This is a genomic window from Promicromonospora thailandica, assembly GCF_024171955.1.
In the GTDB taxonomy this organism is placed as follows: domain Bacteria; phylum Actinomycetota; class Actinomycetes; order Actinomycetales; family Cellulomonadaceae; genus Promicromonospora; species Promicromonospora thailandica.
In genome coordinates, this window is sequence record NZ_JAMTCS010000001.1 from 67,774 (window position 1) to 81,278 (window position 13,505).

Sequence of the window (13,505 nt, forward strand, 5' to 3'; positions counted from 1 at the left end):
GATGCAGGACGGCAGGTCGCTCCAGGCATGGGTGTGGGTGGTCGCGGTGGTCGGCTACCTGATCGTCCCGTATAGCGCCGGTGTCCTCGGCGTGGGTCTCAGCCTGGGCAGCGCGCTGGGCGGCATGGCCGACGAGGCCGAACGGACCGCGGGCGCGGCTGCTGGGTTCGGGGTGTTCGTCGTTCCTGTGCTGGCCTGGGTCATCTCCCTCGCGCTCCACCACGAGCGCCGGGCACACGGTCAGCGCGCCCTTGACGGCGTCGTCCTCAACTGGATCGGTGGCCTCCTCGTGGCCTGCCTCGCGGTCACTGTCTTCGGCGCGTACGGCATGCCACGGGTGAACGAGTACCTCGAGCGGCACGAGCAGGCGAGCATCGAGGACGGAGCCGGCTTGTCCGAGGGTGATCCGCAGCCGAGTGCCCGGCCGACGGAGTACACCAGTGCTCAGGTTGCCGCCGAAGCCGCCGACAAGGCGATGGGGCTGCTTCGGAACGACTCCTGGGAGAACCTCGACCTCACTGACGCCACCAGCTCGGAGGCGATGGCTGAGGCGATCGGCGGAAGTCTGCCGGATCCGACGACCGTGCACCCGCTGCCCCTCACCTACGACGCCGACGTCGCCGCCCACGAGGGGACTCCGTCCCATCCGCACGGCGGGCGCGTGAACTTGCGGGTGACCGTGCATCTCACCATGGACCGGGGTGAGGTCAGGGGTGGTGTCACGGACTCGTCGACCACGACGGACCATGAGTCGTGCTGGGGCATGCGCGTCCACACGAGTGTCGGGATCACCGACGTGCAGCAGATCGACTGCACGTCGGCCGACTCCATCGGCGAGCTACCGGTCCTGAAGGTGCCGTCGCCGGACATGGTGCGGGCTCTCCGGTCGACGGCCGCCCTCGACGAGGGCATCGCCGCCAAGGACGCTCAACACGCCCTCCGGGATGCTCTCCAGGACGACGACCTCGTGGTCGCCCGGGCGGGTGTGGCGCTGGTGATCGCGCTCGAGGTGCACGGCAGCTGCGCCGTCGTCGTGCGGGAGCCGGGGCAGGAACCCTTCGAGTTCCTGGGGTACCGGCACCCGGCACAGCGTGCGTGCACCCCGGAGCTGTACACGGACGCGCCAGGTGTCCGCGCGGCCGGTCGCGTTCCCTGAGCCGACGCCAGGTGCAGAGCGGCGTTCACCGCCCCAGGAACTCCGTCAGCACCTCCCGCGTCCGGGCGAGCTCCGTCATCTGCCGGTCGACGTCGTCCCGCATCTCCGCCACCCGTGCCCGCGCCGCCTCGTGGTCCGCCGCGGACGCGGACGGCGACGCGCACGCTAGCAGCGACCGCACCTTCTCCTGCGGGAAGCCCATCTGGAACATCATGCGTACGGTGCGGGCGATCTCGACCGCGCTCTCGTCGTACTGCCGGTACCCGTTCGGGGCCCGGGTCGCGGTGAGCAGCCCCTGCTCCTCGTAGTACCGCAGCAGCCGCGGGCTCACGCCGCTGCGCGCGGCCAGCTCGCCGATGATCACCAGCACACCTCCCGGCCCCTTGACCTTCACATCATGTGAAACCTTAGCCTCGCCGCATGACCACCAGCACCCGCACGAGCATCGACGTCGACGGCCGCCTGCGCACCCTCGACGTCGTCGAAGGCCCCCGCACGCCGGGTCGCCCGCTCGTCCTCGTCTTCCACGGTTCGCGCCAGTCCGGCGCCGCGCACCGCCGGTTCACCGGCGGCATGTACGACGCGCTGGCCGCCGACCACGGCGCCGTCGTCGCCTACCTCGACGGGTACCGCGGCAACTGGAACGACGCCCGCGCCGAGAGCGCGTTCCCCGCGCGCCTCGCGGACGTGGACGACGTCGGCTTCGCGCGCCGGGTCGTCGCCGACCTCGTCGCGTCGCACGACGTCGACCCGCGCCGCGTCGTCGCCGTCGGCTACTCGAACGGCGGGCAGATGGTGCACCGACTGCTGCACGAGGTGCCCGACCTGCTCGCGGGCGCCGCGATCGTCGCAGCGACGATGCCGGCGCCCGAGAGCTTCCTCGCCCCCGACCCGGCCCCCGCGGCGGTGCCCGTCCCGGTGCTGCTGGTCCACGGCACGCAGGACCCGATCGTGCCGTACGGGGGCGGCCGGTTCCCCGCGGTGTCCCGGCGCGTGTTCAAGGTCGACGGCACAGCCCTGTCCGCCCCCGAGACGGCGCGCCACTACGCGCGGCGCAACGGGATCACCGCCGAGCCGGAGTCCGTCCGGCTCGGCGCACCGAGCCACGGCACCTGGATCGAGCGGACGGACCACCGGCAGGACGGCCGACCGCCCGTCCGCCTGCTCACCGTCCACGGCGGCGGGCACACCGTGCCCGGTCCGGGCCGGCAGCCGTTCTTCATCGGCCGGACGGCGCGCTCCCCGCGCACCGCCGACGTGGTCGCCGAGCACCTGGGCCTCGGTACGGGGACAAACCAGGAGTAACGACTTCGCACCGCGAAACACCGCTGGCCGGACGCGACACTGTCCCTAGGATCGAGCGGTGCCTGGTTTTTTCACCTTCGCGTTCGCCGCCCTGGGACTCTTCCTCGCCTACCGCGACCCGCGCCGGCTCCTGCCCGGGGTGCTGCTCGGTCTGGCGGCGACGTCGCTCGTCGCGTGGGTGGTCCGATCGGTGCTCCAGATCGGCGCCGCGCTGGCCGGGCTGGACGAGAACACCAGGAACATCGTCGGCGGCCTGCTCATGCTCGCCGTGCCGCTGCTCGCGGGCCTCGCGCTCGGCGTCGCGCTCGTGCTCAACGGGCTGACCATGCTACGCCGCGAGCGCCGCTCCCTGGGGAACATGCTGTCGCTGCTGGCAGGTGTCGCGGTGCTGGGCGTCATCGGCGTGGGTGTGCTGTCGGTGGCGACGGGCTGGCTGCTGCCGGCCGTGGTGCTGCTGCTGTTCGCGGCGCCGATCGAGTACGTCGGGTTCGGGTTCGCGGTGTATCTCGGGTGGTCGTTCGTGTACGCGCGGCTGGCGCGACGTGCACCGGACCCGGTGGCCGTGGTGGTGCTGGGGTCGGGGCTGATCCGGGGGCAGGTGCCGCCGCTGCTGGGTCAGCGGGTGGCGCTGGGCGTGGAGGTCCAGGGCGGGCAGGACGCGCCGCTGCTGGTGCTGTCGGGTGGTCAGGGCGCGGACGAGCCGCGCAGCGAGGGCGAGGCGATGGCGGAGTACGCGCGGGGGCTGGGGGCGCCGTCGGAGTGCCTGCTGGTGGAGGGTGCGGCGCGGACCACCGAGCAGAACCTCCGGTACTCGCGCGCGCTGCTGGCCGACGCCGGGGTGGAGGGCCCGCTGCTGGCGGTCACGAACGACTACCACGCGTTCCGTGCGGCGACGCTGCTGCGGCGGCTCGGCATCGCCGGGCACGCGATCGGCGCGCGGACTGCCCGCTACTTCCTCCCGAGCGCGCTGCTGCGGGAGTTCATCGCGCTGCTGCGCGACCACCGGGTGCTGAACGCGGTGGCGCTCGGCGTGCTCATGCTGCCGGTGCTGGCGTTCGTGGTGTTCTGGTTCGCCCGGCTGGTGAGCGGCTCCTGACCCCACGGCTGACCCCACGACCGGGGAATGCCGGACCCCGGCCTGCGGGTTCGTACCGGTGACCGGACCCCGAGCCGAAGGCAACCCGATGCGCATCTCGCTCCTGGACCGCACCCGCACGCGCCTCGGGGAGTCGGACGCCGACGCCGTGGCCGGGACGGTCGAGCGGGCCCGGCGGGCCGAACGCCTGGGGCTGCACCGGTTCTGGGTGGCCGAGCACCACTCGGTGCCGGGCATCGCGAGCGCCGCTCCCACGGTGCTGCTGGCGGCGATCGGCGCGCGGACCAGCACGATCCGCATCGGCACGGGCGGCATCATGCTGCCGAACCACACGCCCCTGGTCGCCGCGGAGCAGGTGCGACTGCTCGAGGCGCTGTACCCGGGGCGGGTCGACGTCGGCATCGGGGCGTCCCTGGCGTTCAAGTCCGCGATCCGGCGCGCGCTGGGCCGCACCACGCTCGACCCGGACGAGCACGCGCGGGCCGTCGAGGAGCTGCGCTCCTACCTGCACGGCGGGCCCGACGACGACGTGGTCGCCCGGCCGCACGTCGCGCCGCCGCCGCTGTTCCTGCTGGCGATCAAGGGCGGCCTCGACCTCGCGGCGCGGCTGGGCCTGCCCGCGGTGATCGGCGGGCCGCTGCTGCGGGACACCGCCGCCACCGACGCCTACCGCCGCGACTTCCGGCCGAGCCCCGGGGTTCCCGAGCCGTACCTGGTGGCCAGCGTGGACGTCGCCGTGGCCGAGTCGGAGGACCGCGCCCGTGACCTGCTGCTGCCCGAGGTCTGGGCGCTGGCCAGCTCGCGCGAGACCGGCGGGTTCACGGCCCTGCGCCCGGTGCACGAGGTTCGCCGTCTGCTCGCCGAGGCGAGCCCGAAGGTGCGGGAGGCCGTGGACCGCGGGCTGGGCGGCGTGATCGCCGGGACCCCCGACCAGGTGCGTCGGGAGGTCGCGGTGCTGGCGGCCCGGACGGGCGCGGCCGAGGTCATGGCCACCACGAGCACGTTCGACCGGGCCGAGCTCGCGGAGGCCGACGAGGCGCTCGCCGCGCTGCGGCAGGTGCGGGCCCGTCAGTAGCTGTTGGGCGCCAGCACCGACTGCCAGTGCCACGGCTCCGGGTTGCGCCCGGACGGCTCGGCGAACGGCGGGTGCACCCAGCCGTAGGCCTCGGCGTTGGCCTTGAGCCAGTCGTACTGCGCCGACCCGAACGCCTGCACCCCACCACCGATGTCGACCGCCAGCCCGGTGCCGTGGTTCGAGCAGCCGGGCGGTGCCGCGGTCTTGGACGACGGGTCGTACAGGGACTCCTGCTCCGCGTAGGTGCGGTAGGAGGAGTTGATCGTCATGTCCACGCCGAACTGCTCCACGTACGCGTCGTTCAGGGCCGCCAGCTTGCCGGCGACGTCGGCGCGCACGTAGTGCCCCGGCGCGAACGGGATCTGCGCGAGCTCCGACGACGACAGGTGCCCGTTCTCGGCCGACCACACCTGGTCCGGCTCGGGGCAGGTGCCGGCGGGGGTGATGTCGTCGGGGGTGGTGTCGGTGGTGACGGTTCCGGGATCTGCCGCGGCCGCCGCCCGCTCCGACCGGACCTGCCGCCCTGAGGCGATCACCGCGTCGGTCGCCTCGCGCAGGGTGTCGGCCACGGCGGGCACGTCGTCGTCGAGGGCCGCGCTCGCCTCCAGCACCGCGGCGGCCTCGGCCACCGTGCCCGACGGCGCCGTGGTCACCGCCCCCAGCGCCGTCGCCACTCGCTCGGCGTCGTCGATCACCGTCGCGAGCGCGCTCCGCGCGGCCTTGTCCGCGGCCCTGCCGTCCGGGCTCTTCAGTGCGGCGCGGGCGTGATCCAGCGCCGTGGTGAGGTCGGTCCGGAGTCGAGCGCTCTCGATGACCGCCGCCTCTGCGCCCGCGACCACGTCCGCCGACACCCCCGCCGTCACGGCCGGCTCCTGAGCCGGGCCGGGTTCGAGGAGGTCGAGCGCGTACGCGCCGCCCGCGCCCAGGAGTGCGCTCGCCACGGCGACGACGACACCGACGGTCCACCGCCTGCTCCTGCGTGCCGAGGCGCGGTGCCCGCGGCGCGGTGACGTCCGCGGCGTCGGCGGCTCGGGCCACAGCGGGGTCTGGGTCGGCACTGACGGAACGTATCGCCGGGGCGCCGTCGCCGCAGCGCGAGCACCGCGCCGTGCCGGGACCGCCGCGATGCGCGGCTACCCCACGGCGACCCGGCCGGACGCCGGCCTCACGCGGCGATGCCCCGCTCGAACAGGTCGGCCAGCATGTCCGCGAAGGCGTCCGCGTCGAGCTCCGGGTCGTCGTGGAACGCCTGCTGGAAGCCCTCGACCGCGCACAGGATGCTCTGCGCCACCCACTCCACGCGCACCGGCCGGAACGCGCCCGTCTCCCGGCCGGCGCGGAGCACCCGCAGCAGCGGTTCCAGCAGCAGGCCCTCGTCGAACGCGGCCGGCTGCCCCGGTCTCTTCCAGCCCGCGGAGAGCCGCCACAGCGCGTCGACCTCGTCACGGTGCGTGTCCTGCCAGCGCACGAACGCGGTCAGGTACGCCCTCAGGCCCTCGGCCGGGCCGTCCGCGCGGCCGACCGCGTGCTCGATCGTGGCCACGCAGTCCCCGAGCAGCGTGTCGCCGAGCACCGTGAGCAGCTCGTCCTTGTCCGCGAAGTGGTAGCTGATCATGCCGGGGCTCGACAGGCCGGCCTCGGCGGCGATGCGACCGAACGACGCCTTGGACAGCCCCTCGCGCGCGATGACCCGCACCGTGGCATCGACGATCTGGGCGCGCCGGGCCGTGGCCGTGAACGTGCGACCTGTAGTCATGGACACATTCGAGCACGTCCGGGCACGACGACGCGGCGGCCCCGGCGTCGTGCACCGGGACCGCCGTCGTATCCCGTGACCGGGATCGGGGTGCGGGCTACTGCAGGCCCCGCACCTCGATGCGCGACCGGAGGGCGGCCGAGGCGCGCTCTGCCCAGCCGACCGCCGCGTCCTCGTCCGCGACGTCGATGATCCAGAAGCCGCCGAGGTACTGCGTGGCCTCCACGAACGGTCCGGCGGTGCGGGTGGTCTCCTCGCCGGTGGCGTCGACGGTCACCGCCGTCGACGGCGGCTGCAGCCCGCCCGCCGAGACGAACGCGCCGGACTCGCCGAGCGCCGTGTTGAACCCCTCGACCGCGGCCATCACGGCCTCCAGCTCGGCGGGGTCCATCTCCTGCATCGACTCCATCGTCGGTTCGTCGGCCGTGTCGTGCGGGACGGTCAGGAAGTACTGGGGCATGATCGCGCCTTTCTGTCTGGTCGAACTGAAGTTAGGTCATGTGAACAAGATCTGGCAACGACATTTTCTCAGGCCTCGGGGGCGAACTCCTGGATCATCACCGGCGAGGCGTGGATGCACACGATCCGGAGCGTCCCGGTGCCCGAGTTGGTGAACCGGTGCCAGGTGTCCGCGGGGGCGACGGCGGTGTCCCCCGCCCGGGCGACGAACGTCCGGTCGCCGACGACGATCGTCGCCTCGCCCTCCAGCACCGACCACGTCTCGTCGTACGGGTGGCGGTGCAGCGACGGGCCCTGGCCGGGGTCGGAGGTGACGAGGAAGAACGAGACGTTCGACCCGTGCGCGACGCCCTCGAAGCGGAGGGTGCGGCTCTCGCCGATGCGGATCGCGTCGGCGGGGATCGGGGCGGGAACGGTAGCGGCGCCGGCGCTGGCGGAGGTGTCTGTTGTGGTCATGGGCCCTACCCTCCGCGGGGCCGCGCACCCCTCGCTACGCTTTCGACGTGCATCGAAAGTTCGTGGAGTTCCGCCTCGGGTCGAGCGACATCTCGGCGGTCAGGTTCGGCATCTCCCCCGGTCACGAGCTGGTGCACGCACTGCGCACGATCCTGCGACCGCAGGGTTCGCCGCTGCACTGGGGCTGGTTCCGCGACCTGCCCGCCAAGCCGTCCGGCGAGGCGTTCCGCCTCATGGCGGTGATCTGCGGCGTGGACGGCTACATGCCGGACTTCCTCACCGCGACGCCGTCGGGCGACATGACGCCCGAGGAGGAGGCCGAGCGGCTGCGGCACGTGCCCGACGAACGGCTCCGGTTCGACCTGGAGAAGATGGTGCTGCGCTCCACGGGCGCCCGGCAGCAGGAGATCCGTGACCTCATCGCGGAGCCCGACCGCGCCCGCGCCATGATCGTCGCGGCGTGGCAGGAGGTGTGGGACGTGCTGCTCGCCCCGGTGTGGCCCCAGATGCTGCGGCTGCTGCGCGCCGACATCGCGGTGCGCGCCCGGCGCAGCAGCGAGAACGGCCTCGCCGACATGGCCGGCACCCTGCACTCCACAGTGACCTGGGCCGACGAGATCGTCCGCGTGGAGATGCGCCGCCACGAGGAGATCGTCGAGTGCGGCGGCACCGGGCTGGTGCTGGTGCCCTCGGTCATGATGAACACCCGCGGGTGCGCCGTGCTCACCGAGCGACCCGCGCAGCCCACCATCTTCTACCCCGCCCACGGCGTCTCGGAGACGTGGCACCGGGGCGACGCCGACGCCCTCGCCGCGCTCACGGCCCTGCTCGGGGCGGCCCGCGCGCGGCTCGTGCTCGAGCTCCAGCAGCCGCTGTCCACCTCGGAGTGCGCGGCGCTGACCGACGTCGCGGTGTCGACGGCGTCCCACCACCTCACCGTGCTGCGCGACGCAGGCCTCATCGACAGCCGGCGCAGCGGCGTCCGCGTGCTGCACACCCGCACGCCGCTGGGCGAGGCCCTCGCGGGGTCGGCCGCGCCGCCGGGCTGACCGCGCCTACGATCGGGAGCATGGACCATGCGACAGTGCACCGGATCCTCGTCACCGGCTCGGCCGACGGCCTCGGCCGCCTCGCGGCCGACACCCTCCTGGGCGACGGGTACGACGTCGTCGTGCACGCGCGCAACACCGACCGGGCCAGCGCGCTGGACCCCCTGGTCGAGCGCGGTGCCCAGCTCGTGGTCGCCGACCTCGCCGACCGCGCCGCCGTCCGTGACCTCGCCACCCGCCTGGCCGACGACGCCCCGCTCGACGCCGTGATCCACAACGCCGGGGTCTGGAGCGGGCGCGCGGTGCTGCCGGTGAACATCGTGGCGCCGTACCTGCTCACGGCCCTGCTGCCCGCGCCGCGCCGGCTGGTCTACCTGAGCAGCGGCTCGCACTACAGCGGCCGGCCGGTGCTGGACGGTGTCGACTGGCAGGGCCGCACCCCGGGCTCCTACGGCGACAGCAAGCTGTACGTCACGGCCCTGGCGGCCGCCGTCGCGCGCCTGCGGCCGGGGGTGCTGAGCAACGCCGTCGACCCGGGGTGGGTGCCCACCCGCATGGGCGGCGCGGGCGCCCCGGACGACCTCGACCTGGGACACGTGACGCAGGAGTGGCTCGCGACCAGCGACGACCCGGGGGCGCTGACCTCCGGCGGCTACTGGTACCACCAGGAGCGGCAGGAACCTCACCCGTCCGCGGGGGACGTCGCGTTCCAGGACCGCCTGCTGCAGGCGCTGGAGCGGGAGACGGGTGTGGCGCTCGCGCGGGGCTAGAACGCCCCCAGCGGGCCGAGGTCGGCGTCGTCGATCTGGGCGGCCGCGGAGCGCGTGACGCCGAGCAGCTCCGCCATGGGCACGACGGCGCGGCTCGTCGCGGCCAGGTCCTCGTGCGCCTCCCTGGTCCAGAGCGGCGGGAAGACGTGCAGGCCGCGGTCGCCGTTCAGGCCGCGCGTCTCGGTGTCCCAGCCCTCCCAGCGCAGCCCCTCCGTGAACTCGGCCAGGCCGCCGTCGAGCACCCAGGTGAGCCACGCGGCATGACCGGCCTCGAGGCGCTCCCACTGGAGGGTGTCGGGTGCGAGGTAGATCATCTCGCCCGGTGTTCCGGGCCGCCCGGCGGCGGCGGGTTCGCTCCCGTTGAGCACGTACGTACCGCCGAGCACGTCGTGCCCGACGACGATCCCGTGCGCCGGCGACCAGTCCGCCGTCGGCTCGGCCGGGAAGTCGTTGACGGACGCCAGGCCGGGCAGGCGGATCCCCGTGGACGGGCTGCCGTACACACGCAGCCAGCCGTGGTCGATGACGAGCCCACCCGTCTCGACCACGACGGCACCGAGGAAGGACCGGGTCGTCACCTGGAGCTGCTCGAGGGTGCGCCGGCTGGCCGCCGCGTCGGGCGGGAGCACCTCGACGGTCACGGGGGCCTCGGCCACGAGCCGCCGCAGCTCCGGCCAGGCCGGCTCCTGCGTCGCGGTCAGGTTCTCGAACAGTCGCACAGGCGCGATCGTAGCCGTGAGCCGTGCGGACGGTCAGCAGTCGCTCTCGACCTCGTACCGCATCGTCCCGACGGCCTCGTACGTGCCCTTCGAACCCGCGGTGTACCGGACCGACACGGTCTGCAGAGAGCCGTCGCCCGCGCCGTCCCGCTCCAGGATCAGCACCAGGTCGGCCACGGTCCCTGGCTCGATCACGGCCCCCGCGGCCTCGACGCGCGACGGCCACCCCGGAGGCTCGCTCTCCCCCGCGCGGAACGAACCGATCCTGGTGTCGACGACCGGCACGATGTAGTGCCCCACCACCTCCAGCCCCGTCGCGTCCCGGACGGACACCCGGTCGACGACGACGGCGTCGTCACCCGCCACCGTCACGGGCTGGCCGATGCCGACCGGCTCGCCCACGTCGGCGTTCGTGCAGACGATGTCGCCCGTGCCGCCGAGACTCAGTGGACCGTGGTCGACCAGCGTCTCCCACGCCGACCAGCCGAGCAGCCCGACCAGCACCGCTCCCCCCACCACCAGCCCGACCGACCGGGCTCCGCCCAGGTTTCCGCTCCTCCGCACGCCGCGATCGTAGCCCCGCCGCGGGCGCCCGCCCCTCCACCGATCTCCGCGAGGAGCCACTTTCTCGCGGAGATGTTGCGGTGCGTAGACAGTGTCTACTCACCGCAACATGCGCGCGGGAGCACGGTTCTCCCCGGGGCGACACGCCCGGAGCCCCGACACGCCCGCCGGGCGCCCTCCATCGAAGGATGCAACCCCCGCGGACCATCCGAAGGCCCGTAGAACCGCGCCCGCCCGCTGCCTACTGTCGATCGAGGTAAGAACGTCCCTTCTCCTCACGGAAAGGTCATCCCATGACCTCGATCGCTGCGACGCCGCGAGTCGACTCCGCCGTCCGCCTCGCCCAGCTCACCAAGACCTACCCGAACGGCCCCGAGCAGGTGGCCGCCCTGCGGGGCGTGTCGCTCGACATCCAGCCCGGCGCGTTCACGGCGATCATGGGGCCCTCGGGCTCCGGCAAGTCGACCTTCCTCAACGTCGCCGCCGGTCTGGACACGCCCACCAGCGGACACGTCCACATCGGCGACACCGACATCACCACGCTGTCGCCGGACGCCGTCACGCGCTTCCGCCGTCGGCACATCGGCTTCGTCTTCCAGGCGTACAACCTGATCGGGCACCTCACGGTCGCCGAGAACATCCAGCTCCCCCTGCTGCTCGACGGCCGCCGGCCCGACGTGCGGTGGCAGGACGCCCTCATCGAGTCCGTCGGCCTCGCGGGCATGGCCGACCGCCTGCCGACCGAGCTCTCGGGCGGTCAGGCGCAGCGCGTCGCCATCGCCCGCGCGCTCGTCACCCGGCCTACCGTCGTCTTCGCGGACGAGCCGACCGGTGCCCTCGACCGCCGCACCGGCGAGCAGGTGCTCGACGTGCTGCGCGGCACCGCCAAGCACTTCGGCCAGACGCTGGTGCTCGTCACCCACGACCCGTACGTCGCGGCGACCGCCGACGACGTGCTGTTCCTCGCCGACGGGCAGCTCGCCGGCGGGTTCGTCGCGCCGACCACGGCCCAGATCGTCGAACGTCTCGTCGAGCTGGGGCGGTGACGACCATGTGGTCCTTCGCCCGTTCGGCCGTCCGCGCGCACCGCGCGAGCTTCGTCGGCAGCTTCCTGATCGTCGTGGCCGCCGCCGCGCTCCTGTCCGCCAACGGCGTGCTCATGGAGAGCGGTCTGCGCGGCGACGCCCCGCTGCTCACCACCATCGCCGGCTCGTTCGCGGGCACCGCGGTCCTCGTGGTCGTGCTCGTGGTCGCCTCCACGTTCGCCTCGGCGCTGCGCCAGCGCAGCGAGCAGTTCGCCCTGCTGCGCGCCGTCGGCGCCACCCCCGCGCAGGTGCGCCGGATGGTCACGGCCGAGGTCGCCCTGGTGTTCGCGTACGCGGCACCCCTCGGCGCCGTGCCGGGCCTGTTCGCGGCGCACCTGCTCACGCCGTCGCTCGAGTCCGGCGGCATCGTGCCCGAGGGCCTCACGCTCGTCGTCACACCCCTCCCCGCGGTCGGGGCACTGCTCCTGCTGTTCCCGACGGCGCTGCTCGCGGCCCGGCTCGCGGCCCGCAAGGTGACCACCGTCAGCCCGACGGCGGCCGTGCGCGGGTCCTCGGCCGAGCCGGCAGGCCTGACCGGCGCCCGACGCGTCTGGGCCCTCGTTCTGCTCTTCTCGGGCATCGCCCAGGCCGGCATGCCGTTCGTCATGCCGGGCACGGTGGGCAGCGCCGCGGGCGCGACGTCCGCCTTCCTGCTCATCAGCGCGGCAGCCGTGGCCGGTCCGGCCCTCGTCAGCACGGCGGCCCGGCGGGCCGTGAGCGCCTCGCGCTCCTCACGCCACGCGGCCACGCTGCTCGCCCTGCTCAACAGCCGCGGCTTCTCCCGGCGGCTGACGACGGCGATCGTGCCGCTCGCCCTGTTCCTCGCACTGGGCACCGTGCAGACGGGGGTCAACGGCAGCATGGTCGACGCCGCCCAGGTGCAGCTGCGCGCCGGCCTGAGCGCGGACGCCGTCCTCATCTCGCCCGACGGCGTCTCGGCCGCCCAGGCGTCCGACGTCGCCTCCGCGCCCGGTACCGAGGCGGTGCTCGCGAGCTCGATGGTGCCCGCGGAGGTCCGGGTGGACCCGGCCGACGAGGTCGGTGACCTCGCGTGGGAGCAGGCCGGCCTGCGGGCCGTCTCGGGCAGCGTGCCGGAGCTGTTCGACGTCGGCGTGACCGCCGGCTCGCTCGACGACCTCGCCGGCCCCGGCACGATCGCCGTCAGCGGCGAGAGCCTGTTCGCCACGGGCAAGGGCGTCGGCGACACCGTGGACCTGCGGTTCGACGACGGTACCGCGCTCTCCCCCACGATCGTGGCCGTCTACGACCGCGGCCTGGGCTTCGGCGACTACCTCCTCGACGCGGCGACGCTGCCCGAGGACGCCCCGGTGGACACGCTGTTCGTCCGGGGGCAGGCGGACCTCTCTGGGCTGACCGGCCTGGCCGGCGCCCAGGTGCTCACCGTGGACGAGTACGTGACCGAGGCGGTCGATGGCGCGGCGTCGCAGCAGGAGCTCGGCACCATCCTGCTGTTCGTGCTCATCCTCTTCGTCGCCGTCGCCGCGGCCAACACCCTCGTCATGCTGACCAGCGCCCGCCGGCCGGAGCTCGCGCTCCTGCGCCGCATCGGCACCACGCGCCGTCAGCTCACCTCGATGATCACCGTCGAGTCGGTGTTCGTCATGGTCTCGGCGCTGGTGCTCGGCACCCTGTCGGTGATCCCTGCGCTGGTCAGCGTCTCCTACGGCATGGTCGGCGGCTTCGCACCGGCGGTCGACTGGCCGGTGTACGGGGCGCTGGCGGCCGCCGTCGTGCTCATCGCGGTGGTCGCGATGGTGCTCCCGGCCCGCCTCGCGAGCCGCGGCCGCGCCTGACCCCGGCCCGGCTACGCTCCTCGACATGGACCAGGACGTCGTCGAGCTCGTGCAGGTGGCCACCACGATCGACGCCGTCGTGGCGGTCGTCGCCGCCGTGACCCGCCGACGCGCCCGCCGGCGGCCCTGATCGCCTTCGAAGCCGAGGTTGCTTCGCTTTCGAGGGTTCGAAAGCGAAGCAACCTCGGCTTCGAAGGTGAT

Annotated in this window: 15 protein-coding genes; 8 read left to right on the forward strand and 7 right to left on the reverse strand. The window is 73.7% G+C overall.

The genetic code is table 11. The features are described from left to right. The first annotated feature begins 1 nt into the window (after nucleotide 1). On the forward strand, nucleotides 2-1,156 hold the full coding sequence (locus tag APR03_RS00325) for a hypothetical protein (protein WP_253831633.1): 1,155 nt from the start codon (nucleotides 2-4) through the stop codon (nucleotides 1,154-1,156). 25 nt (nucleotides 1,157-1,181) lie between these two features. Here APR03_RS00325 and APR03_RS00330 read toward each other — a convergent pair whose 3' ends face one another. Continuing rightward, nucleotides 1,182-1,550, reverse strand: coding sequence for a MerR family transcriptional regulator (locus APR03_RS00330; protein ID WP_253831635.1), 369 nt, complete (start codon nucleotides 1,548-1,550; stop codon nucleotides 1,182-1,184). Between the two features lie 26 nt (nucleotides 1,551-1,576). On the opposite strand from APR03_RS00330, the gene APR03_RS00335 reads away from it, so the two are divergent. The 3 genes from APR03_RS00335 (at nucleotide 1,577) to APR03_RS00345 (ending at nucleotide 4,632) form a co-directional block, all read left to right on the forward strand. Continuing rightward, nucleotides 1,577-2,461 (forward strand): CE1 family esterase, encoded by an 885-nt coding sequence (locus tag APR03_RS00335; RefSeq protein ID WP_253831637.1) that lies wholly within the window; start codon nucleotides 1,577-1,579, stop codon nucleotides 2,459-2,461. A 58-nt stretch (nucleotides 2,462-2,519) separates the two neighbouring features. Continuing rightward, a complete protein-coding gene (locus APR03_RS00340; protein ID WP_253831639.1) occupies nucleotides 2,520-3,557 on the forward strand; it encodes a YdcF family protein in 1,038 nt (345 codons plus the stop codon). A gap of 88 nt (nucleotides 3,558-3,645) precedes the next feature. Next, nucleotides 3,646-4,632 carry an MsnO8 family LLM class oxidoreductase gene (locus APR03_RS00345; protein ID WP_253831641.1) on the forward strand — a complete coding sequence of 329 codons (987 nt, stop codon included), beginning with the start codon at nucleotides 3,646-3,648 and terminating at the stop codon, nucleotides 4,630-4,632. Here APR03_RS00345 and APR03_RS25115 read toward each other — a convergent pair. From APR03_RS25115 to APR03_RS00365, 4 genes are all read right to left on the reverse strand, one after another. Beyond that, entirely contained in the window at nucleotides 4,626-5,690 is a 1,065-nt protein-coding gene (locus APR03_RS25115; protein ID WP_253831643.1) for a M15 family metallopeptidase, read from the reverse strand. The genes APR03_RS00345 and APR03_RS25115 overlap by 7 nt on opposite strands. A 107-nt stretch (nucleotides 5,691-5,797) precedes the next feature. Next, entirely contained in the window at nucleotides 5,798-6,388 is a 591-nt protein-coding gene (locus tag APR03_RS00355) for a TetR/AcrR family transcriptional regulator (RefSeq protein WP_253831645.1), read from the reverse strand. 97 nt (nucleotides 6,389-6,485) lie between these two features. Then, nucleotides 6,486-6,848, reverse strand: a complete 363-nt coding sequence (locus tag APR03_RS00360) for a YciI family protein (protein ID WP_253831646.1) — start codon at nucleotides 6,846-6,848, stop codon at nucleotides 6,486-6,488. 68 nt (nucleotides 6,849-6,916) lie between these two features. Continuing rightward, a complete protein-coding gene (locus APR03_RS00365) occupies nucleotides 6,917-7,303 on the reverse strand; it encodes a cupin domain-containing protein (protein ID WP_253831648.1) in 387 nt (128 codons plus the stop codon). Between the two features lie 47 nt (nucleotides 7,304-7,350). Between APR03_RS00365 and APR03_RS00370 the strand changes: the two genes are divergently transcribed. Together APR03_RS00370 and APR03_RS00375 are read left to right on the forward strand one after the other, a co-directional pair. Continuing rightward, nucleotides 7,351-8,352, forward strand: coding sequence for an ArsR/SmtB family transcription factor (locus APR03_RS00370; RefSeq protein ID WP_253831650.1), 1,002 nt, complete (start codon nucleotides 7,351-7,353; stop codon nucleotides 8,350-8,352). 35 nt (nucleotides 8,353-8,387) lie between these two features. After that, nucleotides 8,388-9,122, forward strand: coding sequence for an SDR family NAD(P)-dependent oxidoreductase (locus APR03_RS00375; protein ID WP_253832652.1), 735 nt, complete (start codon nucleotides 8,388-8,390; stop codon nucleotides 9,120-9,122). On the opposite strand, the gene APR03_RS00380 is transcribed toward APR03_RS00375, so the two are convergent. After that, nucleotides 9,119-9,841 carry a DUF2625 family protein gene (locus tag APR03_RS00380; RefSeq protein WP_253831652.1) on the reverse strand — a complete coding sequence of 241 codons (723 nt, stop codon included), beginning with the start codon at nucleotides 9,839-9,841 and terminating at the stop codon, nucleotides 9,119-9,121. The genes APR03_RS00375 and APR03_RS00380 overlap by 4 nt on opposite strands. Nucleotides 9,842-9,874: 33 nt before the next feature. Continuing rightward, nucleotides 9,875-10,405, reverse strand: a complete 531-nt coding sequence (locus tag APR03_RS00385) for a hypothetical protein (RefSeq protein ID WP_253831654.1) — start codon at nucleotides 10,403-10,405, stop codon at nucleotides 9,875-9,877. 293 nt (nucleotides 10,406-10,698) lie between these two features. Here APR03_RS00385 and APR03_RS00390 point away from each other — a divergent pair, with 293 nt between their 5' ends. Both APR03_RS00390 and APR03_RS00395 read left to right on the forward strand, forming a co-directional pair. Beyond that, nucleotides 10,699-11,451, forward strand: a complete 753-nt coding sequence (locus APR03_RS00390; protein WP_253831656.1) for an ABC transporter ATP-binding protein — start codon at nucleotides 10,699-10,701, stop codon at nucleotides 11,449-11,451. 5 nt (nucleotides 11,452-11,456) lie between these two features. After that, entirely contained in the window at nucleotides 11,457-13,304 is a 1,848-nt protein-coding gene (locus tag APR03_RS00395) for an FtsX-like permease family protein (protein WP_253832654.1), read from the forward strand. The last annotated feature ends 201 nt before the right edge of the window (nucleotides 13,305-13,505 follow it).